This window comes from Streptomyces sp. NPDC048434 (genome assembly GCF_043200375.1).
Lineage (GTDB): Bacteria > Actinomycetota > Actinomycetes > Streptomycetales > Streptomycetaceae > Streptomyces.
Window position 1 is genome coordinate 29,833 of the sequence record NZ_JBICXQ010000034.1, and the last position, 22,075, is coordinate 51,907.

Consider the following 22,075-nt stretch of genomic DNA (forward strand, 5'->3'; position numbering starts at 1 on the left):
TGGCCGCCTCAGGTCTTCTTGGTGCTGCCGCTGCCGGCAGGCTTGGAGGCATCCGCCGCGGGGGCATCCGCCGCGTCCTCGGCCTTCTCCTCGCCGGGCTCGCCCTTCGCGGACTCCGCGGCCCCGTCGGCGTCCGACTCCGTCCCGCCGTCGTCGCCGGATCCCGTCGTCGACGGCTTCTCGACCGACACCTTGGCCTCGTCGGCGCTCTCGGCGCTCTCGGCGCCCTCGGTCCCTTCGGCGCCTTCGCCGTCCTCGCCCTCCGCCCCCGGCTCGACGACCGCTTCCCGGCCGGGTGCCTTCTTGGCGGAGATCACCAGGTAGGCGACGGCCAGGACGAAGACGATCAGCGCGGTCCAGACGTTCAGCCGCAGGCCCAGGATGTGGTGCGCCTCGTCGACCCGCATGTACTCGATCCAGGCGCGGCCGGCGCAGTAGGCGGCGACATACAGCGCGAAGGCCCGCCCGTGGCCGAGCCGGAAGCGCTTGTCGGCCCAGATCACCAGCGCCGCGACGCCGATGCACCACAGGCACTCGTAGAGGAAGGTCGGGTGGTAGGTGCCGCCGACCCGTCCGATGGCCGGGTCGGAGCTGATCTTCAGCGCCCACGGGACATCGGTCGGCCTGCCGTACAGCTCCTGGTTGAACCAGTTGCCCCAGCGGCCGATCGCCTGCCCGAGGGCCAGACCGGGCGCCAGCGCGTCGGCGTACGCGGGAAGCGGGATGCCGCGCCGGCGGCAGCCGATCCAGGCGCCCACGGCGCCGAGCGCGACCGCGCCCCAGATGCCGAGGCCGCCCTCCCACACCTTGAAGGCGTCCAGCGGGTGACCGTTCGGGCCGAAGTACGGCTCGTACGTCGTGATGACGTGGTAGAGGCGGCCGCCGACCAGCCCGAAGGGCACGGCCCACACGGCGATGTCGGCGACGGTGCCGGAGCGGCCGCCACGCTGCACCCAGCGCTTGTTGCCGAGCCAGACGCCGACGAAGACGCCGATGATGATGCAGAATGCGTAGCCGCGCAGCGGAATCGGGCCGAGATGTACGACGCCGACCGACGGGCTGGGAATGAATGCGAGGTCCATGGCAGGGTCGACGCTACCGCGCCAGGCGGGGTCGACGACAACCCGCCCGGCAACGGCTGCGTAACGACCCCGCATTCACGCCATGACGCTGCGTGTCCGGGAAGACCGCGGCGCCTCTCGGGGCGGGGCCCTAGGACCCCGGTGTGACCCCCACTCCGGGCTGCTTCCCCTGGGGCGAGGCGCTCCGTCCGGCCTGCTTTCCCTGGGGTGAGCCGTGCGTGTGCGGTGCGGCGCCGGTGTGCGGCGAGGAGCTCTTCCCCGGCTGCTTGCCCTTGTTGGCGTCCTGCACCATCTTCTTCAGGTCCGCGGGCGTGAACCGGCCGCCCTTCTCCTTCGAGAGGTCCTTGCCGTTGAGCAGGACGGTCGGGGTGCCGCGGTATCCGGACTTGGCGAAGGCGTCGTTGGACTTCTGCACGAAGTGGTCGTACCTCCCGTCGTTGACGCACGTGGTGAAGGCCGGGGTCGTCAGTCCCTTGACCTTGCCGGCCAGTTGGAGGAGGTACTTCTTGTCGGCGAACTTGTCCTGCGGCTCGGGCGGCTGGTGGGAGTAGAGGACGTCGTGGTACTCGCGGAACTTCCCCGCGTCCTGGGCGCACAGGGCGGCGTTGGCGGCGTTGACCGATCCCTTGCCGCCGGAGTTCCCGTCGATGATCGTCACGAGGTGGTACTCGGTCTTGAGCTGGCCGGAGTCCTCCAGCTCGTGGACGGCCGGGCGGAAGCCGGTCTCGAACTGCTGGCAGGCGGGGCAGCGGAAGTCCTCCCACACCGTGAGTGTGGAAGGGGCGCCGGCTGCACCGACGGGAATGGCGGGTCTGCTGCCGCCGCTGGCCTGCTTCGGACGGGCGGTTTCGTTGTCGGAGCTGCTCCCGCCACTGCCGCCCGACGAGGTCGCCCAGACGGCGATGCCGCCGGCGATCGCCAGCACCACCAGCACCGATCCGGCGACGACGGCCTGACGGCGGCGCCGGGCGCGCACCCTCTCCTTTTCCCGCTGTTCCTGCAGCCGCTCGCGGGCGGTTCTCTTACCCTCATGGTTCTTCTGGCTCACGCCCCTGGACAACGAAGCGGAGGGGCGCTCCCGCACCCCTCCGCACCGATGTTCGCCCTATCGAGGGACAGCGCGCCGGGCCCGCGTACCCGCAGGCCCGGCCGCACGCATCCGCTCAGGACCGCTTGCGCACGCCCTCGGCCAGCTCGCCCGCCAGGGCGCGGATCCCGGCGAGGCCGTCCGCCAGGTCGCCGTCCGCCGCCAGCAGCCGCTTGACGAACGCCGAGCCGACGATCACACCGTCCGCGAACCGGGCCACCTCGGCGGCCTGTTCGGGGTTGGAGACGCCGAGGCCGACGCAGACCGGCAGGCCGGTGGTCGCCTTGGTGCGCCGTACGAGATCCTGCGCCTGCGCGCCCACCGACTCACGGGTGCCCGTGACGCCCATCAGCGAGGCGGCGTACACGAAGCCGGAGCCCGCCGCCGTGATCTCGGCGAGTCGCGCGTCCTTGCTGCTGGGGGCGACGACGAAGACGGTGGCGAGGCCGTGCTTGTCGGCGTGCTCCCGCCAGGTCGCGGACTCCTGGACCGGCAGGTCGGGCAGGATGCAGCCGGCGCCGCCCGCCTCGGCGAGCTCGGCGGTGAAACGCTCGATGCCGTAGCGGTCGATCGGGTTCCAGTACGTCATGACGAGGACGGGCTTGCCGGTGGCCTCATGCGCCTCGCGCACGGTCCGCATCACGTCCGCGATCTTCACGCCGCCGCGCAGGGCGATGTCGTCGGCGGTCTGGATGACGGGTCCGTCGAGGACCGGGTCGCTGTGCGGCAGCCCGATCTCCACGACGTCCGCGCCGCCGTCGAAGACGGCCTTGGCCGCCTCGATGCCGCCCTCGACGGTCGGGAACCCGGCCGGCAGATAGGCGATGAGGGCGGAGCGGCCCTCGGCCTTCGTGGCGGCGAGGGTGTCACTCAACAGCTTGATGTTCCCGCTCACTTGACGTCCCCCTCGATCTCCGCGTCAGCGGTGTCGGTGTCCGCCTCGACGGCGGCGTCGGTGTCGTACAGGCCGAAGTAGTGGGCGGCGGTGTCCATGTCCTTGTCGCCGCGCCCGGACAGGTTGACGACGATCAGTCCGTCCGTGCCGAGCTCCTTGCCGAGGTCCAGGGCCCCGGCGAGGGCGTGGGCGCTCTCGATGGCCGGGATGATGCCCTCGGTCTGCGAGAGCAGGCGCAGCGCCTGCATCGCGGCGTCGTCGGTGACGGCACGGTACTCACCGCGGCCGCTGTCCTTGAGGAAGGCGTGCTCGGGCCCGATGCCCGGGTAGTCGAGACCGGCCGAGATGGAGTACGGCTCGGTGATCTGGCCCTCCTCGTCCTGGAGGACGTAACTCCGGGAGCCGTGCAGGATTCCGGGCTCACCGGCGCTGAGCGTGGCGGCGTGCTCCCCGGTCTCGATGCCGTGGCCGGCCGGCTCGCAGCCGATGAGCCGTACGCCGGCGTCCGGGAGGAAGGCGTGGAAGAGCCCGATGGCGTTGGAGCCGCCGCCGACACAGGCGACGGCCGCGTCGGGCAGACGGCCTGCGCGCTCCAGGATCTGGCGGCGCGCCTCGACGCCGATGACGCGGTGGAAGTCGCGCACCATCGCGGGGAACGGGTGCGGTCCCGCGACGGTCCCGAACAGGTAGTGGGTGTGGTCGACATTGGCCACCCAGTCGCGGAAGGCCTCGTTGATGGCGTCCTTGAGGGTGCGGCTGCCGGACTTCACGGCGATGACCTCGGCGCCGAGCATCCGCATCCGGGCGACATTGAGGGCCTGGCGCCGGGTGTCGATCTCGCCCATGTAGACGGTGCAGTCGAGGCCGAAGAGCGCACAGGCCGTGGCGGTGGCGACGCCGTGCTGGCCGGCGCCGGTCTCGGCGATGACCCGGGTCTTGCCCATCCGCTTGGTGAGCAGCGCCTGCCCCAGCACGTTGTTGATCTTGTGCGAGCCGGTGTGGTTGAGGTCCTCGCGCTTGAGGAACACCCGGGCCCCGCCGGCGTGTTCGGCGAACCGCGATACCTCGGTGAGCGCGCTGGGGCGCCCGGTGTAGTTGACCATCAGGTCGTTGAGCTCGGCGGCGAACGCGGGGTCCGCCTTGGCCTTCTCGTACTCGACGGCGACCTCGTCGACCGCGGCGACCAGCGCCTCGGGGATGAACTTGCCGCCGTAGGCACCGAAATAGCCGTCGGGGCCGGGCACGAGCCCCTCGGGGTCGGGAAGGAAGAAATCGGAGGACATCAGACGCACTCCTAGGCCGGGGCAACTGCCCCGGAAGTCCGGTTATGTCGGAGATATTCGGGATTTGAGCATCACGGTATGCGGCGCGCACGCTGCGGGGTCGCTGCCGCCGCAGAGCCGACGGGACCGGTTCTGCGGACGGGCGGTGCGTGGACCGACGGTCGTCACGGGACGCCGTCGGCCGGCGGTCAGCGGACCGCTGTGCCCCGGAGCGACCCGGCGCCGGCCCGGGGCCGACGCGTCAGCGCGCGGACCCCGGTCGCCATCGCATGCCGTTGATCTGTCCCGGCTCGGATCCGATGTGATACCTCACCCGGCGTCCGTGGACCCGCCGTGCGGGCGCCCGGCAGCCGCGGTGCCAGGGGGGCAGCGCACAGCGCTGCGGCTCGGGGCGGTGGCGGGCCACGCCGAGCACCGGGTAGGGGACGCGGGCGGCCCCCGCCGCGGCGGGCACGCCGACCGGGCCCGGGTACGGAACCCGGGCCCGGCAGCGGATGCCTGCGGCGATGGCGGTCATGTCGGTGTGTGCCGTCCCCGGGCGCTCAGGACCGGCCGTGCCGGATCGCCGGGTGGGAGCCCGCGGCGACCAGGTCGGCGACCGCGGTCTTGGGGTCCTTGCCGGTCACCAGGGACTCGCCGACCAGCACCGCGTCCGCGCCGTCATTGGCGTACGCGATCAGGTCGTGCGGTCCGCGCACCCCGGACTCGGCGATCTTGACGATGTGGTCGGGGATCTCGGGGGCGATCCGGGCGAAGTTGCCGCGGTCGACCTCAAGGGTCTTCAGGTTGCGGGCGTTGACACCGATGATCTTGGCGCCGGCGTCCACCGCGCGGGCGACCTCGTCCTCGTCGTGCACCTCGACCAGCGGCGTCAGCCCGATCGACTCGGCCCGCTCGATCAGCGAGACCAGCGCCTCCTGCTCCAGCGCGGAGACGATCAGCAGCGCGAGGTCGGCGCCGTAGGCACGGGCCTCCCACAGCTGGTAGGCGGTGACGATGAAGTCCTTGCGCAGGACGGGGATGTCGACCTTGGCGCGGACGGCCTCCAGGTCGGCCAGCGAACCGCCGAACCTGCGCTGCTCGGTCAGGACGGAGATGACCGCCGCGCCGCCCGCCTCGTAGTCGGCGGCCAGGCCGGCCGGGTCGGCGATCGCGGCGAGCGCGCCCTTGGAGGGGCTGGAGCGCTTGACCTCGCAGATCACCGTGACGCTCTCGCCCTTGAGTGCGGCGACGCCGTCCTTGGCGGGGCGCGCCTTCTGGGCCCGTTCCTTGAGCTCGTCGAGGCCGACGCGCGCCTGCCGCTCTGCGAGGTCGGCACGGACGCCGTCGATGATCTCGTCGAGCACACTCACGCGAGCGGCCTCCTTCTTGAGCGGTGGAGGTGAACAGTGGCCTGCTGGGACAAGCTGACCCACCCGGCACTCCGATGGTATCCGCCAAGGGATGCAGGTCTCACATCCGGTGGACCGCGGTCCCACGACCTGGACATATCCGGGTTGCGTAGTGGGATGCACCGCCGGTCCGCACACCGGCGGATCACGGTGCCAGCCCGCTGCCGAAGGGGAGATTGCGGATGACCGTGAAGACCAGCAGCAGGCCGCCCAGCGCCCACCAGTGGACGGCCCGCGGCCGCGGGCCCGCCGTACGGCGTCCGCGCACCGCACGGCCCAGCCAGAGGGCCCAGAAGACCGCACAGGCGGCGTACCCGGTCACCGCGAGGGCGTTGGCGCCCAGCGCCGCGGCGAGATCGCCGTGGACGACGGCATGGGCGCTGCGCAGGCCGCCGCAGGCCGGGCACAAGAGGCCGGTGAGGTGCAGCAGCGGGCACACCGGATAGTGGCCGGGCTCGTTCGGGTCGACGGCGCCGAGGTAGCCGAAGGCGGCGGTGGCGGCGGCCAGGGCGCCCAGGGGTGCCGCGAGACGGCGTGGCAGGCCACCGTGGAGTGGGGCTTCGGGCCGGGGCCGCACCGCGGGTTCGCTCACGTGCTGATTGTGCTGCCGCATACGCAAAGGCGCAGCTTCTCGGCCGCCGTACGGAACGGGCACGGACGGCGGGTACGGCACCAGGGTGCGTACGGCCGGGAAGCGGCGCCTTCGAGGGGTGCCACGAGGGTGGCGCCGGGCGGCGCCACGGGAGCGGGAGCTCAGCCCTCCTGCGGCTGCGCCTGCGCCTGGGGGCGCGGCGTGGCCGAGCGCTTGGGCTCCTGGCCAAGGCCCGCCGAGCGCATCAGACCGCCCACCACGGCGCCGAGGCCGATCAGCACGATGCCGGCCCAGAAGCCGGGCACATTCGCCAGCACGATGAAGGCTCCGGAGACACAGAAGCCGATGAACGAGATGATGACGCCGGTCCAGGCGGCGGGGGTGTGTCCGTGGCCACTGCTCGACATGAATGCTCCTCGTTGCTCTCTCGCGCCGGGGTCGGGGCGCGGTGATCCTCGCGCCCATTGTCACCGATGCCGGGCGGAGCACCGTTACCGGGTGGGGTCCTCACCGCGGTCCAGGGACTTCCAGATCTCCTCCGGACGGTCCAGATCCGGCGCGGCCGGAGCGCGCCGCGGGCCGCGGGCGCCACCGGGCGTGCGCTCGTACCGGCCCGACATTGCAGGCCAGTGGCGTCCCTGGGCCAGCGCCAGCAGCCCGGCGACCAGCAGCAGCAGACCGCCGGCGGCGGCCACCCACGGCCATCCGGTGTGCGTGACGTGATGCACATCGGCGCCGGTCAGTCCGACCGCGGTGGCGGCCTTCTCCCGCAGCGCCGAGGTGTCGGAGTTGCCCAGCGCGGCGGCGACCGTGATGCCCACCCCGCTGAGCGTGAGCAGAGCGGCGACCGCGATCCGGCCGGCCCGGCGCACCGCGAAGACGGCGACCAGCGCGGCCAGGCCGACGACGGCCAGCGCGCCGGGCACACCGGTCACATCGGCGCCGGTCACGCTGCGCGGCAGCTCGCCCTGGGCCAGCACCGCGGTGCCCTCGGCCCAGGTACGGCCGGAGGCCAGCAGCGCCAGGGCGGCGCCGACCGCGCCGGCCGGCAGCGCCAGGGCGAGACTGCGTGTGGCGCGTGGCGCGGGCCGGGCCGGCGGGGGCGCGGGCACGCCCGGGGGCTCGGTCTCGGCAGGGGTCTGGGGTACGGCACTCACGCGTACCACTATCGCGCACCGGCCGGCGGGTACCGGCGCGCGGGGTGGTGGTCGGCTACCTGCCCAGGTGGTTCGCGGTGTTGACGGCACGCAGCACCGCGGCCGCCTTGTTGCGGCACTCGGTGTCCTCGGCCACCGGGTCGGAGTCGGCGACCACTCCGGCGCCCGCCTGGACGTAGGCGGTGCCGTCCCGCAGCAGTGCCGTGCGGATCGCGATGGCGGTGTCGGAGTCGCCGGCGAAGTCGAGGTAGCCGACACAGCCGCCGTACAGACCGCGCCGGGTCGGCTCCAGCTCCTCGATGATCTGCAGGGCGCGCGGCTTGGGGGCGCCGGAGAGCGTGCCGGCGGGGAAGCAGGCGGTGAGCACGTCGAAGGCGGTACGGCCCTCGGCCACCTGCCCGGTGACCGTGGAGACGATGTGCATCACATGGCTGTAGCGCTCGACGGACATGAAGTCGACGACCTCGACGCTGCCCGGCTCGCACACCCGGCCCAGGTCGTTGCGCCCCAGGTCGACCAGCATCAGATGCTCGGCGCGTTCCTTGGGGTCGGCCATCAGCTCGTCGGCCAGGGCCTGGTCCTCCTGGACGGACGCTCCGCGCGGGCGGGTGCCGGCGATGGGGTGGACCATGGCCCGGCCGTCCTCGACCTTCACCAGCGCCTCGGGGCTGGAGCCGACGACATCGAAGGCCGACCCCTCACCGTCCTCGCCGCCCTCGAAGCGGAAGAGGTACATGTAGGGGCTGGGGTTGGTGGCCCGCAGCACCCTGTAGACGTCCAGCGCGCCGGCCGTGCACGGGGTCTCGAAGCGCTGGGAGGGCACCACCTGGAAGGCCTCACCGGCCCGGATGCGCTCCTTGATGTCCTCGACGGCCTCCTGGAAGGCGGGGCCGCCCCACTCGGCGGTGTACGGGGGGACCTCGGACGGCGGCAGCGCGGCGGCACCGGTGTGCGCGGGCCGGGCGAGGTCGTCGGCCATGGTGTCCAGACGGGCCACCGCGTCCGCGTAGGCCTCGTCGACACCGGTGTCGAGGTCGTTGTGGTTGATCGCGTTGGCGATCAGCAGGACCGTGCCGTTCCAGTGGTCGAGGACGGCGAGATCGGAGGTGAGCAGCATGGTCAGCTCGGGCAGCCGGAGGTCGTCCTCGGTCTGCTCGCCGACCTTCTCCAGGCGGCGCACGATGTCGTAGCCCAGGTAGCCGACCATGCCGCCGGTGAACGGCGGCAGCCCCTCGCCCTCGATGAGATCCCGGGGGGTGTGCAGCGCCTCGACGGTGGCGCGCAGCGCGGCGAGCGGGTCGCCGCCCGTGGGCATGCCGACGGGCGGGGTGCCGAGCCAGTGCGCCTGCCCGTCGCGGGTGGTGAGCGTGGCGGCGCTGCGGACACCGATGAAGGAGTAGCGCGACCACGTACGGCCGTTCTCGGCGGACTCCAGGAGGAAGGTGCCGGGGCGTTCGTCGGCGAGTTTGCGGTAGAGCCCGACCGGTGTGTCACCGTCCGCGAGCAGGCGCCGGGTGACGGGGATGACCCGCCGGTCCTTGGCGAGGGTGCGGAAGGTGTCGAGGTCCGGAGTGGCGGTGCCGGTGGTTCCCGTGGTCATGGCAGCGGAGCCTACTGGTCCTGACCGGTCCCGGTGGCCAGTACATCCGCGTCGAAGCAGGTGCGGTCGCCGGTGTGACACGCGGCCCCGACCTGGTCGACCTGGACCAGGACGGTGTCGGCGTCACAGTCCAGCGCCACCGACTTCACGTACTGGACGTGGCCGGAGGTGTCGCCCTTGACCCAGTACTCCCGGCGGCTGCGGGACCAGTACGTGCAGCGGCCGGAGGTCAGGGTGCGGTGCAGCGCCTCGTCGTCCATCCAGCCGAGCATCAGCACCTCGCCGGTGTCGTACTGCTGGGCGATGGCGGGGACCAGACCGTCGGCGCCGCGCTTGAGGCGGGCGGCGATGGCGGGGTCCAGGGCGGGGGTGGTGTCCGGGGTGGCGGCGCGGCTGCTCATGGTGTCCATTGTGCCGTGCGGCATCCTGCAGACATGCATCATCAGCAGCCGCCCGTGCCGCCACCGCCGCCGGACCCGGACCGCGCCGCGCGGGTGGCGGCGCGGGTGCTGGTGGCGGTGTTCGTGGCGGCGGTGGTGGTCGGCGTGGTGCTCGTGGTGGTGGTGTTCCGCTCGTGAGCCGGAGGGGCCGGAGGAGCCGAAGGGCTCATACCCCCAGCTTCGCCGCCGTCAGCCGTTCGATGGCGTCCTTGTCGCCGTCCAGGTCCACGTCGGCGACCTCCTGCCGGCCGAAGGCGAACATCGTCAGCTCGCCCGGCTCGCCGACGACCGTGACCACCGGGGTGCCGCGATGGGCCACCGCCGTCCGCCCGTCCGGGCGCCGCAGCACCAGGCCCACCGGCGATTTCCGGCCCAGCACACGGGCCATCCGCTCGATCCTGGACCACAGGGCGTCCGCGAACACGGGGTCCAGCTCGCGCGGGGCCCAGTCCGGCTGGGCGCGCCGTACGTCCTCGGCGTGGACGTAGAACTCGACGGTGTTGGCCGCCTCGTCGATCTGCTTGAGCACGAACGGCGACATCCGCGGCGGCCCGGTCCTGATCAGCCGGATCAGCTCCTCGTACGGCTTGTCGGCGAACTCGGCCTGCACCCGCTCCAGCCGTGCGGCCAGCGGCTTGACGAGGATCCCGCCGGCCGCGTCGGCGCGCCGCTCGCGCACCACCACATGCGCGGCCAGTTCCCGCGCGTTCCAGTTCTCACACAGCGTCGGCGCCTCGGGGCCGGCGCTCTCCAACAGGTCGGCGAGAAGGAGCCGTTCACGCTTCGCATGGGTCGACATGCGGCCAGCCTACGACCGGCCGGGGCCCCCTGCCACGGGGCCGCGCCCGCCCCGGCCCCGCTCCCGCGCCCGCCCTGGCTCGTCTCCCCCGCCCGCCCCGGCCCTGCTCCCCCGCCCGCCGGGCCGCACCCTCAGGGCCGCCCCGGCTCCAGGTGGGCCATCAGGATGCGCTCCAGCTCCCGGGCGGCCCGCGGCGGGGAGACATCGCCCCGGTGGGCGACGGACACCACGCGGTGCATTCCGGGCGTCGAGAAGCGGGTGATGCGCAGGCCGGAGCGTTCGGCGACCATGCTGGGGACCACGGCGATGCCCAGCCTGGCCCGGACGAAGCCGAGGACCGCGTCCATCTCGCCGCCCTCGACCGTGAAGGCCGGCTCGAACCCGGCCGCCCGGCACGCCGCGGTGGTGAATTCCCGCAGGTCGTAGCCGCGGCGGAACATGGCCAGCGGCCGCCCTTGCAGATCCTCCACCCGGATGCGGGTGCGCCGGCCGACGGGGGCCGGGCGGTCGGGCGCGGAGACCACGACGAGTTCCTCGCGCAGCAGGTCGGAGGTGGTCAGCGCGGGGGCCTGGACCGGCAGCGGGGTGATGATCAGGGCCAGGTCCAGGGCGCCGTCGGCCAGCGCCCGGACCAGATCCTGCGAGCCGTCCTCGGTCACGAGCAGATCCACGCCCGGGTAGGCGGCGTGGAAGGCCCGCAGGACGTCGGGGACGAGGCTGGCACACAGGCTGGGCGGGGCGCCGAGGCGCAGCCGCCCGCGGCGCAGCTGGGCGACCTCCTGGACCTCCCGGCGGGCGGTCTCGGCGTCGGCGAGGATGCGCCGGGCGAGCGGCAGCAGCGTCTCGCCGGCGTCGGTGAGGCTGATGTGGCCGCGGGCACGGTGGAAGAGCTCCGCGCCCAACTCCCGTTCCAGCGACCGGATCTGCTGGGAAAGGGAGGGCTGGGCGACATGTTCGCGCTCGGCGGCGCGGGTGAAGTGCCGGGTGTCGGCCACGGCGGTGAAGTAGCGGAGCTGCTGCAGCTGCATAAGGGGCATGGTAGGCGGTGATAGCCACAGCCTATGGAGATGAGCCGGACCATGTCTTGGACTGATGAGAGATCCGGTCCTTACCGTCGGGACCCATGGCACTGGACACACGGACGGACCGACGGCCGTCCTTCGCGGGCCTTCTGTGGCGCTCGACCGTCGGCAAGAAGACGGCAATGGCCGTCAGCGGCATCGTGATGCTGCTGTATCTGGTCGTCCATATGCTGGGCAATCTCAAGATCTTCTTCGGGGCGGTGGACTTCGACGCGTACGCCGCCTGGCTGCGCACCATCGGCGAGCCGTTCCTGCACCACGAGTGGTTCCTGTGGATCGCGCGGGTGGTGCTGCTCGCCGCGGTCGTGGTGCACGCGGTGGCCGCGTACCAGCTCAGCCGCCGCGACATCGCCGCCCGGCCGGTCGCCTACGCCCGCCCGTCGCCCGGCCACCGCCCCTGGCCGAGGCGCTTCGCACCGCACCTCCTTCTCCCGTCCCCCGGCCACCTCTCCCGGCCGAGGCGCTTCGTACCGCGCCGCCTTCTGCGGCGCCGCGGGAGCTATGCCACCCGGACGATGCGCTGGGGCGGTGTCATCCTCGGCCTCTTCCTCGTCTGGCACCTCCTGGACCTGACGACGCTGACGGTGAATCCGCGCGCCGAGGCCGGCCACCCGTACGCGAACGTGCTGGCGACCTTCTCCACCTGGTACGGCAACACCGTCTACATCGTGGCGATGCTCGCCCTCGGCCTGCACGTCCGGCACGGCTTCTGGAGCGCCGCGCAGACGCTCGGCGCCAACCGTCCCGGCCGCGACCGGACGCTCAAGACCCTCGCGAACGCCCTCGCCGCCGCCCTGACCGCTGGCTTCCTCGCCGTCCCCGTCTCCGTGATGACCGGAGTAGTGAGCTGACATGACTTCGACCGCTGATCCGACGCCGTACGGAAGCTACGCCGACTACACGACCGGCGCGCCCGTCGCCGACGCGGCGGCCCCCGGCGGGCCGGTCGCCGAGCGCTGGGACCGCCGCCGCTTCGAGGCCAGGCTCGTCAACCCGGCCAACCGCCGCAAGCACACCGTCATCGTCGTCGGCACCGGACTCGCGGGCGGCGCGGCCGGTGCCACCCTCGCCGAACAGGGCTACCACGTCGAGCAGTTCTGCTACCAGGACTCCCCGCGCCGGGCACACTCCATCGCCGCCCAGGGCGGGATCAACGCCGCGAAGAACTACCGCAACGACGGCGACTCCGTCCACCGGCTCTTCTACGACACCGTCAAGGGCGGCGACTTCCGCGCCCGTGAGTCCAATGTGCACCGGCTCGCACAGATCTCCGTCGAGATCATCGACCAGTGCGTGGCCCAGGGTGTGCCGTTCGCCCGCGAGTACGGCGGGCTGCTCGACACCCGCTCCTTCGGCGGTGTCCAGGTCTCCCGTACGTTCTACGCCCGCGGCCAGACGGGACAGCAGCTGCTGCTCGGCGCCTACCAGGCGCTCTCCCGGCAGATCGCGGCCGGCACCGTGCGGCTGCACGCCCGCACCGAGATGCTCGATCTGATCGTCGTCGACGGCCGGGCCCGCGGGATCGTCGCCCGCGATCTGGTCACCGGCCGCATCGACAGCCACTTCGCTGATGCGGTGGTCCTGGCGTCCGGCGGCTACGGCAACGTCTTCTACCTGTCGACGAACGCCATGAACTCCAATGCCACCGCGATCTGGCGGGCGCACCGCCGCGGCGCATACTTCGCCAACCCCTGCTTCACCCAGATCCACCCCACCTGCATCCCGCGCACCGGCGACCACCAGTCCAAGCTCACGCTGATGAGCGAGTCGCTGCGCAACGACGGACGCATCTGGGTCCCGAAGGCCAAGGGCGACACCCGCCCGCCGGACCGGATCCCCGAGGAGGAGCGCGACTACTACCTGGAGCGCCTCTACCCCTCCTTCGGCAATCTCGTCCCCCGCGACATCGCCTCCCGCGCCGCCAAGAACGTCTGCGACGAGGGCCGTGGCGTCGGGCCGGGCGGCCAGGGCGTGTACCTCGACTTCGCCGACGCCCTCGCCCGGATGGGCAGGGCCGCGGTCGAGGAGAAGTACGGCAACCTCTTCGACATGTACGCGCGGATCACCGCGGAGAACCCGTACGAGGTGCCGATGCGGATCTACCCCGCCGTGCACTACACGATGGGCGGCCTGTGGGTCGACTACGACCTCCGGACGACCGTCCCCGGCCTGTTCGCCATCGGTGAGGCCAACTTCTCCGACCACGGCGCCAACCGCCTCGGCGCCTCCGCCCTGATGCAGGGCCTCGCCGACGGCTACTTCGTCCTCCCCTCGACCCTCAGCGACTACCTGGCCCGCCACCCGCATCACGACACGCTCACGGCCGAGCACCCCCTCGTACAGGAAGTGCTGGCCGAGACCGAGGACCGGCTGAACCTGCTGCCGGCCGTCGACGGCGACCGCACCCCCGACTCCTTCCACCGCGAGATCGGCGCGCTGATGTGGGAGTACTGCGGGATGGCGCGCACGGACGAGGGGCTGCGCAAGGCCCTCGACCGGATTCCGCAGATCCGCGAGGAGTTCTGGCGCCGCATCAAGGTGCCCGGCACCGGCGAGGAGTTCAACCAGTCCCTGGAGAAGGCCAACCGCGTCGTCGACTACCTGGAGCTCGCCGAACTGATGTGCCTCGACGCCCTGCACCGCGCCGAGTCCTGCGGCGGCCACTTCCGCGTGGAGTCGCAGACCCCGGACGGCGAGGCCGCCCGCCGGGACGACGCGTTCTCCTACGCGGCCGCCTGGGAGTTCACCGGCACCGGCGCGGCCCCCACCCTGCACAAGGAAGACCTGGTCTTCGCGTACGTCCACCCCACCCAGCGGAGCTACGCATGAAGCTCACCCTGCGCATCTGGCGCCAGAAGAACGCCGACGCCCCCGGCGCCCTGTCCACGTACGAGGTGGACGGCATCTCGCAGGACATGTCGTTCCTGGAGATGCTCGACACCCTCAACGAGGAGCTCCTCCTGGGCGGCGACGACCCGGTCGCCTTCGACCACGACTGCCGCGAGGGCATCTGCGGCGCCTGCTCGCTCGTCATCAACGGCGAGCCGCACGGCCCCGAACGCACCACCACCTGCCAGCTGCACATGCGGTCCTTCCGGGACGGCGACACGATCGACATCGAGCCCTGGCGGGCCGCCGCCTTCCCGGTCGTCAGGGACCTGGTCGTCGACCGCTCCGCCTTCGACCGCATCATCGGGTCCGGCGGCTACATCACCGCCCCGACCGGCGCCGCCCCCGAGGCCCACGCCACCGCCGTGCCCAAACCGGCCGCCGACGCCGCGTTCGAGCACGCCGAGTGCATCGGCTGCGGCGCATGTGTGGCGGCCTGCCCCAACGGCTCGGCGATGCTCTTCACCGCCGCCAAGGTCGTCCACCTCAACTCCCTCCCCCAGGGCGCCCCGGAGCGGGAGAGCCGCGTCCTGGACATGGTGGACCGGATGGACGCGGAGGGCTTTGGAGGGTGCACCAATACCGGTGAGTGCGCGACGGCCTGTCCCAAGGGGATTCCCCTCTTCAGCATCGCCACGATGAACCGCGAGTTCGTCCGGGCGGCGCGGAAGGGGCGCTGAATCAGACCGCGGCGGTCCCGATGAGCCCTTCGCGGGTGACGAGCGCGGCCAGCTCCGGCTCGCTCCGGCCCGCGGTGCCCTCGGGCCGCCGGGGCAGGACCATATAGCGGCTCTCCGCACTGGAGTCCCACACCGTGATCGCGGTGTCGTCCGGCAGCTCCAGCCCGAACTCGGCCAGCACGGCACGCGGTTCGCGCACCACCCGCGAGCGGTAGGCCTCGCTCTTGTACCAGGACGGCGACGGTCCCAGCAGCCCGATCGGATAGCAGGAGCACAGTGTGCACACGATGACGTGGTGCGCGCCGGCGGTGTTCTCGACGACCTTGAGCCGCTGCTCCTGGATTCCGCCCGCCATCGAGAGCCCCACCTCGGGCAGCGCCGCGTTCGCATCCGCCAGCAGGCGCTCCCGGAACCCCGCGTCACTCCAGGCCCGCGCCACGATCCGCGCGCCGTTGACCGGCGAGGCCCCCCGCAGCATCGTCGCGAGCGCCTCGTCCAGCTGCTCCTGTCCGACCACTCCGGCCTCGATCAGGCGCTCCTCCAGCCGCCTGACCCGCGCCGCCACCGGCACACTCGTGTGCTCGCCGCTCATGACCCGTCCTTCCGCAACCGCTCGATGTACGACTCCCAGAGGTCGACCGTGACCTCGTGACCGCCCTCGCCCCACAGGTCGCCCGCGGCGAAGGCCACGGTGTAGACGGGCTCCACCCGCGGCTCGGCAACACCCGCCGCGCTCTCGTCGGCGAGCGCCCAGCGCCCCTGGCACTCGACGATCCGCCCCACCTGGCCGCGCACATACCGCGGCACCCGGGTATGCCCCACGGGGTCGACGGCGCGCACCCGCACCCGCTCCCCCGCCCGGAATTCAGCCATCGCCGAGCAGCCCCCGCTCGGCCAGCAGGGTCTCGATCGCGTACAGCCACCGCTCGTAATACGACGCCGCCAGATACTCCTGCGGGGCCATCCGCTCGACGGCGTCCCGGAACTCGTCGAGCCGGTAGGCCCCGTTCCGTACCAGCGCGGAGTTCAGCGCGAACACCCGCGCCTCCCAGTCGGCATGGAACGGCGGCTCGTCCGCCTCGATCTCCAGCGCCCCGAACCCGGCCTGGCCACCCACGTCGTTGACACGGCTCATAGGGCGAGCCTACGGGCGCGAGCCGGTCAGCGCACCGCGTGTCCCGCGCCCCGCAGGGCGTCCTTGACCTGGCCGATGCGCAGATCACCGAAGTGGAAGACGGAGGCGGCCAGGACCGCGTCGGCGCCGGCGACGACGGCCGGGGCGAAGTCGTCCAGCTTGCCGGCCCCGCCGGAGGCGATCACCGGGACGGTGACGTGCTTGCGGACGGCCTCGATCATCTCGACGTCGTAGCCGTCCTTGGTGCCGTCGGCGTCCATGGAGTTGAGGAGGATCTCGCCGGCGCCCAGTTCGGCGGCGCGGTGGGCCCACTCCACGGCGTCGATGCCGGTGCCGCGGCGGCCGCCGTGGGTGGTGACCTCGTATCCGGACGGCGTCCCGGCGTCGGTGCGGCGGGCGTCGACGGACAGGACCAGGACCTGGCTGCCGAAGCGCTCGGCGATCTCGCGGATCACGTCGGGGCGGGCGATGGCGGCGGTGTTGACGCCGACCTTGTCGGCACCGGCCCGCAGCAGCTTGTCGACGTCCTCGGGGGTGCGGACGCCGCCGCCGACCGTGAGGGGGATGAAGACCTGCTCGGCGGTGCGGCGGACCACGTCGTAGGTGGTCTCGCGGTTGCCGGAGGAGGCGGTGATGTCGAGGAAGGTCAGCTCGTCGGCACCCTCGTCACCGTAGATCTTGGCCATCTCGACGGGATCGCCCGCGTCCCGCAGGTTCTGGAAGTTGACGCCCTTGACGACCCGGCCGTTGTCCACGTCCAGGCAAGGGATGACTCGGACCGCCAGGGTCATGTCGGTTCAGGCCTCTCTGACAGTTCTCGGAAGGCTTCCAGTTCTACTTCCACCAGGACGCGCGAGTCGACGAAGCCGGAGACCACGACCAGGGTCGAGGCGGGCGGCTCGGCCTCGAAGAGCTCCCGGTGGGCGCGGCCGGCCGCGTCCACATCGCGCAGGTGGGTGAGGTACATACGGGTGCGCAGGACCGCGTCGGCGCCGAGGCCGAAGGGCTTGAGCGCCGCCAGCGCGTTGGTGAAGGCGGCCCTGGTCTGCTCGTAGGGATCGCCCTCACCCTGCAGGACGCCGTCGACCAGTGGCATCGTGCCGGCGACCAGGACCCGGTCGCCGGCCGCCACGGCACGTGCGAATCCGATCTTCTCTTCCCAGGGACTGTCGGTCCGTACGCGCTCGATGGTCATCATGCGGCCTTTCGTTCGCCGTTACGACACTGCTGCCAGCGCCTCTTCGAGGGTGAACGCCTTCGCATAGAGCGCCTTGCCGACGATCGCGCCCTCGACACCTTCCGGTACCAGCGAGGCCAGTACCCGCAGGTCGTCGAGCGAGGAGACACCGCCGGAGGCGACCACGGGCCGGTCGGTGGCCGCACAGACGTTCCTGAGCAGTTCGACGTTGGGGCCCTGGAGGGTGCCGTCCTTGTTGATGTCGGTGACGACGTAGCGGGCACAGCCCTCGGCGTCGAGACGGGCCAGCGTCTCGTAGAGGTCGCCGCCGTCGCGGGTCCAGCCCCGGCCCCGCAGCGTCGTACCGCGCACGTCCAGACCGACCGCGATCTTGTCGCCGTGCTCGGCGATGACCTTGGCGACCCACTCGGGGGTCTCCAGCGCGGCGGTGCCGAGGTTGACCCGGCGGCAGCCGGTGGCCAGGGCCGCGGCGAGCGTGTCGTCGTCGCGGATGCCGCCGGACAGCTCGACCTTGATGTCCATGGACCGGGCGACCTCGGCGATCTGCGCCCGGTTGTCACCGGTGCCGAAGGCCGCGTCGAGGTCGACGAGGTGCAGCCACTCGGCGCCCGCCCGCTGCCAGGCGTGGGCCGCCTCCAGCGGGTCGCCGTAGGAGGTCTCGGAGCCGGACTCGCCGTGCACGAGGCGGACGGCCTGGCCGTCGCGGACATCGACGGCGGGGAGCAGTTCGAGCTTCGATGCGTTCGGCATTACAGGGTCTCGATCCAATTGGTCAGGAGCTGGGCACCGGCGTCGCCGGACTTCTCGGGGTGGAACTGGGTGGCCCACAGCGAGCCGTTCTCGACCGCGGCCACGAACCGCTCGCCGTGCGTGGCCCAGGTGACCTTCGGCACCGCGAGGTGCGGGTTGCCGACCTCCAGCTCCCAGTCGTGCACCGCGTAGGAGTGCACGAAGTAGTAGCGGGCGTCGGCGGGCAGCCCGGCGAAGAGCTGAGTGCCCTCGGGGGCCTCGACGGTGTTCCAGCCCATGTGCGGGACGACCTCGGCCTTGAGCGGGCCGACCGTGCCGGGCCACTCGTCCAGGCCCTCGGTCTCCACTCCGTGCTCGATGCCGCGGCCGAAGAGGATCTGCATGCCGACGCAGATGCCCAGGACCGGGCGCCCGCCGGACAGCCGGCGCCCGACCAGCCAGTCGCCGCGGGCCTCCTTGAGACCGGCCATGCAGGCGGCGAACGCGCCGACGCCGGGGACCAGCAGGCCCTCGGCGTTCATCGCCCGGTCGAAGTCACGGGTGATCTCCACCTCGGCGCCGACGTGCGCCAGGGCGCGCTCGGCGGAGCGGACATTGCCGAAGCCGTAGTCGAAGACGACGACTTTCTTGCGGGAAGCCGGGGCGGTCAATTCCATACCTCCAGCCGCAGCACGCCGGCGAGCAGACACAGCGCCGAACCGAGGGACAGCAGCACGATCAGCCCCTTGGGCAGCTGCTGCTTCCAGAACGAGTAGACACCGCCGAGGAGAAAGAGCCCGAGAAGGATGAAGACGGTGGACAGACCGTTCACAGGGCTCCCTTGGTGGAGGGGATGATCCCGGTTGCGCGCGGGTCGCGTTCGCTGGCGTAGCGCAGGGCGCGGGCCAGCGCCTTGAACTGGCACTCCACGATGTGGTGGGCATTGCGGCCGTACGGGACGTGGATGTGCAGCGCTATCTGGGCCTGGGCGACGAAGGACTCGAAGATGTGCCGGGTCATCGTCGTGTCGTAGGAGCCGATCATCGGCGCCATGCTCTCCGGCTCGGTGTGCACCAGATACGGGCGGCCGGAGAGGTCCACGGTCACCTGGGCGAGCGACTCGTCCAGCGGGACGGTGCAGTTGCCGAAGCGGTAGATCCCGGACTTGTCACCGAGAGCCTGCTTGAAGGCGGCACCCAGGGCGAGGGCGGTGTCCTCGATGGTGTGGTGGGTGTCGATGTGCAGATCGCCGTCGGTCTTGACCTTGAGGTCGAACAGGCCGTGCCGGCCGAGCTGGTCGAGCATGTGGTCGTAGAAGCCCACACCGGTCGACACGTCCACCTCGCCCCTGCCGTCGAGGTCGATCTCGACGAGCACGGACGTTTCCTTGGTTGTGCGCTCCACGCGTCCTACGCGGGTCATCGCTTGCTCTCCTTCAGTACTGCGCGAACCGCGTCGAGGAACGCGTCGTTCTCGGCCGGGGTGCCGGCGGTGACCCGCAGCCAGCCCGGTACGCCGTTGTCACGGACCAGCACGCCGTGGTCGAGGATCGCCTGCCAGGTGGCGTGCGCATCGTCGAAGAGGCCGAACTGCACGAAGTTGGCGTCGGAGGCGACGACCTGGCAGCCGGCCGCCCGCAGCTCGGTGACCAGGCGGTCCCGCTCGGTCTTGAGCTGCTCGACGTACTTCAGGAGCGTGTCGGTGTGCTCCAGCGCGGCCAGTGCGGTGGCCTGGGTGACGGACGAGAGGTGGTACGGGAGCCGGACCAACTGCACCGCGTCGACCACGGCGGGGTCGGCGGCAAGGTAGCCCAGCCGCAGTCCGGCGGCGCCGAAGGCCTTGGACATGGTCCGGGAGACGACCAGATTCGGCCGGCCCTCGATCAGCGGCAGCAGCGAGGGCTGGTGGCTGAACTCGCCGTAGGCCTCGTCGACCACCACCAGGGCGCCGGCGCCGTCGGCCCGGGCCGCCTGCGCCGCCTCGTACAGCGCGAGCACCGTGGCTTCCCCGACGGCGGTGCCGGTGGGGTTGTTCGGCGAGCAGATGAAGACCACGTCGGGCCGCCGCTCGGCGATGGCTGCCACCGCGGCCTCGACGTCGATGGTGAAGTCCTCGTTGCGCGGGCCGGAGATCCAGCCGGTGCCCGTGCCGCGGGAGATCAGCCCGTGCATCGAGTACGACGGCTCGAAGCCGATGGCGCTGCGGCCGGGGCCGCCGAAGGTCTGCAGCAGCTGCTGGATGACCTCGTTGGAGCCGTTGGCGGCCCAGACCTGGGTGCCGGTGACCTCGTGGCCGGCGGTGCGGGTGAGGTAGCGGGCCAGCTCGGCGCGCAGCTCGACCGCGTCCCGGTCGGGGTAGCGGTTGAGCCGCCGGGCGGCCTCGGTCACCCGCTCGGCGATCCGCTGGACCAGCGGCTCGGGCAGCGGGTAGGGGTTCTCGTTGGTGTTCAGGCGCACCGGGACGTCCAGCTGCGGTGCGCCGTAGGGGGACTTGCCGCGCAGCTCGTCCCGGATGGGGAGATCGTCGATACGGGTCACGTGCCTGCTCACTTGCTCTGCGGGACCTTCCAGTCGAACCTGGCCTTCAGCGCGGCGCCGTGGGCCGGGAGATCCTCGGCCTCGGCGAGGGTCACCACATGGTGGGTGACCTCGGCCAGTGCGTCACGCGAGTAGTCCACGACATGGATGCCGCGCAGGAACGACTGCACGGACAGCCCCGAGGAGTGGCAGGCGCAGCCGCCGGTGGGCAGGACGTGGTTGGAGCCGGCGCAGTAGTCGCCGAGCGAGACCGGGGCGTAGGGGCCGACGAAGACGGCGCCCGCGTTGCGGACCCGGGCGGCGACGGCCGAGGCGTCGGCGGTCTGGATCTCCAGGTGTTCGGCGCCGTAGGCGTCCACCACCCTGAGGCCCTCGTCGATGCCGTCGACGAGGACGACGGCGGACTGCCGTCCGGCCAGCGCCTCGGTGATCCGCTCGATGTGCTTGGTGGCCGCGACCTGCTGCTTGAGCGCGTCCTCGACGGCGTCGGCGAGCTCGGTGGAGTCGGTGACCAGGACGGCGGCGGCGAGGGTGTCGTGCTCGGCCTGGCTGATCAGGTCGGCGGCGACGTGCTCGGGATCGGCGGTGGCGTCCGCGAGCACCGCGATCTCGGTGGGTCCGGCCTCGGCATCGATGCCGATACGGCCCTTGAGGAGGCGCTTGGCGGAGGCGACGAAGATGTTGCCGGGGCCCGTGACGAGGTTGACCGGCAGGCACTCCTCGGTGCCGTACGCGAACATCGCGATGGCCTGGGCGCCGCCGGCGGCGTAGACCTCGTCGACGCCGAGCAGGGCGCAGGCGGCGAGGATGGTCGGGTGCGGCCGGCCGCCGAACTCCTTCTGCGGCGGGGAGGTGACGGCGATGCCCGTGACGCCGGCCTCCTGCGCCGGGACGACGTTCATGACCACGGAGGACGGGTAGACCGCCAGACCGCCGGGGACGTAGAGGCCCACCCGCTCGACGGGGACCCAGCGTTCGGTGACCGTGCCACCGGGGACGACCTTGGTCGTGACGTCGGTGCGGCGCTGTTCGCGGTGGACGATCCGGGCGCGCCGGATGGACTCCTCCAGGGCGGCCCGCACGGCCGGGTCCAGCTCGTCGAGGGCGCTGTGCAGGGCCTCCGCGGGCACCCGTACGCGCTCGATCTCGACGCCGTCGAACCGCCGCGCATAATCGATCAGCGCCGCGGTGCCACGATGGCGTACGTCCTCGCAGATGGGCCGCACCTTCTCCAGGGCGGCTTCCACGTCGAACTCGGCACGGGGCAGCAGGTCGCGCAGGGCGCCGCCCTCGGGGAGGGCGTCACCGCGCAGATCGATTCGGGAGATCACCCTCCCAGTGTCTCAGACCTGCTCTTGCGCCCGAGCGGCCGTATCACTCAGTGATACACAGCGGCACACGCCCTGAACAGCCCGTGACACGGCCGCCGGAAGTTGACCGGAGTTGGCCCTGACCACGCGTGTTCAAGCAGTCACGGGGCGGGCAAGGGCCACGTAACG

General features: G+C 72.0%; 28 protein-coding genes. 4 read left to right on the top strand and 24 right to left on the bottom strand.

Features of this window, described 5'->3' with window-relative positions:
* Positions 1-8: 8 nt before the first annotated feature.
* The 11 genes from lgt to hisI all read right to left on the bottom strand — a co-directional run bounded on the left by lgt (position 9) and on the right by hisI (position 9,497).
* Positions 9-1,082: a prolipoprotein diacylglyceryl transferase gene (gene lgt, locus ACGFWI_RS32565; protein WP_393909640.1), complete on the bottom strand. Its 1,074-nt coding sequence runs from the start codon at positions 1,080-1,082 to the stop codon at positions 9-11.
* A 130-nt stretch (positions 1,083-1,212) separates the two neighbouring features.
* Positions 1,213-2,130, bottom strand: coding sequence for a DsbA family protein (locus ACGFWI_RS32570; RefSeq protein ID WP_393909641.1), 918 nt, complete (start codon positions 2,128-2,130; stop codon positions 1,213-1,215).
* A 115-nt stretch (positions 2,131-2,245) separates the two neighbouring features.
* Positions 2,246-3,064 (bottom strand): tryptophan synthase subunit alpha, encoded by an 819-nt coding sequence (gene trpA / locus ACGFWI_RS32575; protein WP_393909642.1) that lies wholly within the window; start codon positions 3,062-3,064, stop codon positions 2,246-2,248.
* Positions 3,061-4,347 (bottom strand): tryptophan synthase subunit beta, encoded by a 1,287-nt coding sequence (gene trpB, locus ACGFWI_RS32580; RefSeq protein WP_393909643.1) that lies wholly within the window; start codon positions 4,345-4,347, stop codon positions 3,061-3,063. The genes trpA and trpB overlap by 4 nt, the downstream gene beginning before the upstream one ends.
* A 241-nt stretch (positions 4,348-4,588) precedes the next feature.
* Positions 4,589-4,753, bottom strand: coding sequence for a tryptophan biosynthesis modulator TrpM (trpM, locus tag ACGFWI_RS32585; protein ID WP_393909704.1), 165 nt, complete (start codon positions 4,751-4,753; stop codon positions 4,589-4,591).
* A 136-nt stretch (positions 4,754-4,889) separates the two neighbouring features.
* Positions 4,890-5,699: an indole-3-glycerol phosphate synthase TrpC gene (gene trpC, locus ACGFWI_RS32590; RefSeq protein WP_393909644.1), complete on the bottom strand. Its 810-nt coding sequence runs from the start codon at positions 5,697-5,699 to the stop codon at positions 4,890-4,892.
* A gap of 184 nt (positions 5,700-5,883) precedes the next feature.
* Positions 5,884-6,351 (bottom strand): DUF2752 domain-containing protein, encoded by a 468-nt coding sequence (locus ACGFWI_RS32595; protein WP_393909645.1) that lies wholly within the window; start codon positions 6,349-6,351, stop codon positions 5,884-5,886.
* A gap of 140 nt (positions 6,352-6,491) precedes the next feature.
* Positions 6,492-6,737 (bottom strand): HGxxPAAW family protein, encoded by a 246-nt coding sequence (locus tag ACGFWI_RS32600; protein ID WP_393909646.1) that lies wholly within the window; start codon positions 6,735-6,737, stop codon positions 6,492-6,494.
* An 84-nt stretch (positions 6,738-6,821) separates the two neighbouring features.
* The gene (locus ACGFWI_RS32605) at positions 6,822-7,487 is read right to left on the bottom strand and encodes a TIGR02234 family membrane protein (RefSeq protein ID WP_393909647.1); all 666 of its coding nucleotides are present in this window, start codon (positions 7,485-7,487) and stop codon (positions 6,822-6,824) included.
* 55 nt (positions 7,488-7,542) lie between these two features.
* Positions 7,543-9,087 carry an anthranilate synthase component I gene (locus ACGFWI_RS32610; RefSeq protein ID WP_393909648.1) on the bottom strand — a complete coding sequence of 515 codons (1,545 nt, stop codon included), beginning with the start codon at positions 9,085-9,087 and terminating at the stop codon, positions 7,543-7,545.
* A gap of 11 nt (positions 9,088-9,098) precedes the next feature.
* Positions 9,099-9,497: a phosphoribosyl-AMP cyclohydrolase gene (hisI, locus tag ACGFWI_RS32615; RefSeq protein WP_393909705.1), complete on the bottom strand. Its 399-nt coding sequence runs from the start codon at positions 9,495-9,497 to the stop codon at positions 9,099-9,101.
* A gap of 24 nt (positions 9,498-9,521) precedes the next feature.
* Here hisI and ACGFWI_RS32620 point away from each other — a divergent pair, with 24 nt between their 5' ends.
* Positions 9,522-9,665, top strand: a complete 144-nt coding sequence (locus ACGFWI_RS32620; protein ID WP_393909649.1) for a hypothetical protein — start codon at positions 9,522-9,524, stop codon at positions 9,663-9,665.
* Positions 9,666-9,693: 28 nt separating this feature from the next.
* On the opposite strand, the gene ACGFWI_RS32625 is transcribed toward ACGFWI_RS32620, so the two are convergent.
* Positions 9,694-10,326 carry a TIGR03085 family metal-binding protein gene (locus tag ACGFWI_RS32625; RefSeq protein ID WP_393909650.1) on the bottom strand — a complete coding sequence of 211 codons (633 nt, stop codon included), beginning with the start codon at positions 10,324-10,326 and terminating at the stop codon, positions 9,694-9,696.
* Between the two features lie 131 nt (positions 10,327-10,457).
* The gene (locus tag ACGFWI_RS32630) at positions 10,458-11,354 is read right to left on the bottom strand and encodes a LysR family transcriptional regulator (RefSeq protein ID WP_393909651.1); all 897 of its coding nucleotides are present in this window, start codon (positions 11,352-11,354) and stop codon (positions 10,458-10,460) included.
* Between the two features lie 95 nt (positions 11,355-11,449).
* Here ACGFWI_RS32630 and ACGFWI_RS32635 point away from each other — a divergent pair, with 95 nt between their 5' ends.
* The 3 genes from ACGFWI_RS32635 to ACGFWI_RS32645 are packed head-to-tail and all read left to right on the top strand — an operon-like array spanning position 11,450 to position 14,977.
* Positions 11,450-12,259, top strand: a complete 810-nt coding sequence (locus ACGFWI_RS32635; RefSeq protein ID WP_393909652.1) for a succinate dehydrogenase — start codon at positions 11,450-11,452, stop codon at positions 12,257-12,259.
* A gap of 1 nt (position 12,260) precedes the next feature.
* Positions 12,261-14,237: a fumarate reductase/succinate dehydrogenase flavoprotein subunit gene (locus ACGFWI_RS32640; protein WP_393909653.1), complete on the top strand. Its 1,977-nt coding sequence runs from the start codon at positions 12,261-12,263 to the stop codon at positions 14,235-14,237.
* Entirely contained in the window at positions 14,234-14,977 is a 744-nt protein-coding gene (locus ACGFWI_RS32645; RefSeq protein WP_393909654.1) for a succinate dehydrogenase/fumarate reductase iron-sulfur subunit, read from the top strand. Before ACGFWI_RS32640 ends, ACGFWI_RS32645 begins: the two co-directional genes overlap by 4 nt.
* Before the next feature lies 1 nt (position 14,978).
* On the opposite strand, the gene ACGFWI_RS32650 is transcribed toward ACGFWI_RS32645, so the two are convergent.
* The 11 genes from ACGFWI_RS32650 to hisD are packed head-to-tail and all read right to left on the bottom strand — an operon-like array spanning position 14,979 to position 21,907.
* Complete coding sequence (locus ACGFWI_RS32650; RefSeq protein ID WP_393909655.1) at positions 14,979-15,569, bottom strand: nitrile hydratase subunit alpha; 591 nt, start codon at positions 15,567-15,569, stop codon at positions 14,979-14,981.
* The gene (locus ACGFWI_RS32655) at positions 15,566-15,850 is read right to left on the bottom strand and encodes an SH3-like domain-containing protein (RefSeq protein ID WP_393909656.1); all 285 of its coding nucleotides are present in this window, start codon (positions 15,848-15,850) and stop codon (positions 15,566-15,568) included. Before ACGFWI_RS32655 ends, ACGFWI_RS32650 begins: the two co-directional genes overlap by 4 nt.
* A complete protein-coding gene (locus ACGFWI_RS32660; RefSeq protein WP_393909657.1) occupies positions 15,843-16,112 on the bottom strand; it encodes a hypothetical protein in 270 nt (89 codons plus the stop codon). Before ACGFWI_RS32660 ends, ACGFWI_RS32655 begins: the two co-directional genes overlap by 8 nt.
* A gap of 26 nt (positions 16,113-16,138) precedes the next feature.
* Complete coding sequence (gene hisF, locus ACGFWI_RS32665) at positions 16,139-16,903, bottom strand: imidazole glycerol phosphate synthase subunit HisF (protein WP_393909658.1); 765 nt, start codon at positions 16,901-16,903, stop codon at positions 16,139-16,141.
* On the bottom strand, positions 16,900-17,307 hold the full coding sequence (locus tag ACGFWI_RS32670) for a RidA family protein (RefSeq protein WP_393909706.1): 408 nt from the start codon (positions 17,305-17,307) through the stop codon (positions 16,900-16,902). The genes hisF and ACGFWI_RS32670 overlap by 4 nt, the downstream gene beginning before the upstream one ends.
* A gap of 21 nt (positions 17,308-17,328) precedes the next feature.
* Positions 17,329-18,060 carry a bifunctional 1-(5-phosphoribosyl)-5-((5-phosphoribosylamino)methylideneamino)imidazole-4-carboxamide isomerase/phosphoribosylanthranilate isomerase PriA gene (gene priA / locus ACGFWI_RS32675; protein ID WP_393909659.1) on the bottom strand — a complete coding sequence of 244 codons (732 nt, stop codon included), beginning with the start codon at positions 18,058-18,060 and terminating at the stop codon, positions 17,329-17,331.
* Positions 18,060-18,716, bottom strand: a complete 657-nt coding sequence (gene hisH, locus ACGFWI_RS32680) for an imidazole glycerol phosphate synthase subunit HisH (RefSeq protein ID WP_393909660.1) — start codon at positions 18,714-18,716, stop codon at positions 18,060-18,062. The genes priA and hisH overlap by 1 nt, the downstream gene beginning before the upstream one ends.
* Positions 18,707-18,871, bottom strand: a complete 165-nt coding sequence (locus ACGFWI_RS32685; protein ID WP_388194714.1) for a hypothetical protein — start codon at positions 18,869-18,871, stop codon at positions 18,707-18,709. The genes hisH and ACGFWI_RS32685 overlap by 10 nt, the downstream gene beginning before the upstream one ends.
* Positions 18,868-19,461 carry an imidazoleglycerol-phosphate dehydratase HisB gene (gene hisB / locus ACGFWI_RS32690; protein WP_393909661.1) on the bottom strand — a complete coding sequence of 198 codons (594 nt, stop codon included), beginning with the start codon at positions 19,459-19,461 and terminating at the stop codon, positions 18,868-18,870. The genes ACGFWI_RS32685 and hisB overlap by 4 nt, the downstream gene beginning before the upstream one ends.
* On the bottom strand, positions 19,458-20,576 hold the full coding sequence (locus ACGFWI_RS32695; RefSeq protein ID WP_393909707.1) for a histidinol-phosphate transaminase: 1,119 nt from the start codon (positions 20,574-20,576) through the stop codon (positions 19,458-19,460). The genes hisB and ACGFWI_RS32695 overlap by 4 nt, the downstream gene beginning before the upstream one ends.
* 8 nt (positions 20,577-20,584) lie before the next feature.
* Positions 20,585-21,907, bottom strand: a complete 1,323-nt coding sequence (hisD, locus tag ACGFWI_RS32700) for a histidinol dehydrogenase (protein ID WP_393909662.1) — start codon at positions 21,905-21,907, stop codon at positions 20,585-20,587.
* Positions 21,908-22,075: the final 168 nt, after the last annotated feature.

Bases quoted from the DNA above. Each gene is read 5' to 3' on its own strand.
- lgt (WP_393909640.1), bottom strand. From the start codon at position 1,082: ATGGACCTCGCATTCATTCCCAGCCCGTCGGTCGGCGTCGTACATCTC.
- trpB (WP_393909643.1), bottom strand. From the start codon at position 4,347: ATGTCCTCCGATTTCTTCCTTCCCGACCCCGAGGGGCTCGTGCCCGGC.
- ACGFWI_RS32595 (WP_393909645.1), bottom strand. From the start codon at position 6,351: ATGCGGCAGCACAATCAGCACGTGAGCGAACCCGCGGTGCGGCCCCGG.
- ACGFWI_RS32600 (WP_393909646.1), bottom strand. From the start codon at position 6,737: ATGTCGAGCAGTGGCCACGGACACACCCCCGCCGCCTGGACCGGCGTC.
- ACGFWI_RS32610 (WP_393909648.1), bottom strand. From the start codon at position 9,087: ATGACCACGGGAACCACCGGCACCGCCACTCCGGACCTCGACACCTTC.
- hisI (WP_393909705.1), bottom strand. From the start codon at position 9,497: ATGGACACCATGAGCAGCCGCGCCGCCACCCCGGACACCACCCCCGCC.
- ACGFWI_RS32620 (WP_393909649.1), top strand. From the start codon at position 9,522: ATGCATCATCAGCAGCCGCCCGTGCCGCCACCGCCGCCGGACCCGGAC.
- ACGFWI_RS32625 (WP_393909650.1), bottom strand. From the start codon at position 10,326: ATGTCGACCCATGCGAAGCGTGAACGGCTCCTTCTCGCCGACCTGTTG.
- ACGFWI_RS32630 (WP_393909651.1), bottom strand. From the start codon at position 11,354: ATGCAGCTGCAGCAGCTCCGCTACTTCACCGCCGTGGCCGACACCCGG.
- ACGFWI_RS32635 (WP_393909652.1), top strand. From the start codon at position 11,450: ATGGCACTGGACACACGGACGGACCGACGGCCGTCCTTCGCGGGCCTT.
- ACGFWI_RS32640 (WP_393909653.1), top strand. From the start codon at position 12,261: ATGACTTCGACCGCTGATCCGACGCCGTACGGAAGCTACGCCGACTAC.
- ACGFWI_RS32645 (WP_393909654.1), top strand. From the start codon at position 14,234: ATGAAGCTCACCCTGCGCATCTGGCGCCAGAAGAACGCCGACGCCCCC.
- ACGFWI_RS32650 (WP_393909655.1), bottom strand. From the start codon at position 15,569: ATGAGCGGCGAGCACACGAGTGTGCCGGTGGCGGCGCGGGTCAGGCGG.
- ACGFWI_RS32655 (WP_393909656.1), bottom strand. From the start codon at position 15,850: ATGGCTGAATTCCGGGCGGGGGAGCGGGTGCGGGTGCGCGCCGTCGAC.
- ACGFWI_RS32660 (WP_393909657.1), bottom strand. From the start codon at position 16,112: ATGAGCCGTGTCAACGACGTGGGTGGCCAGGCCGGGTTCGGGGCGCTG.
- hisF (WP_393909658.1), bottom strand. From the start codon at position 16,903: ATGACCCTGGCGGTCCGAGTCATCCCTTGCCTGGACGTGGACAACGGC.
- ACGFWI_RS32670 (WP_393909706.1), bottom strand. From the start codon at position 17,307: ATGACCATCGAGCGCGTACGGACCGACAGTCCCTGGGAAGAGAAGATC.
- priA (WP_393909659.1), bottom strand. From the start codon at position 18,060: ATGCCGAACGCATCGAAGCTCGAACTGCTCCCCGCCGTCGATGTCCGC.
- hisH (WP_393909660.1), bottom strand. From the start codon at position 18,716: ATGGAATTGACCGCCCCGGCTTCCCGCAAGAAAGTCGTCGTCTTCGAC.
- hisB (WP_393909661.1), bottom strand. From the start codon at position 19,461: ATGACCCGCGTAGGACGCGTGGAGCGCACAACCAAGGAAACGTCCGTG.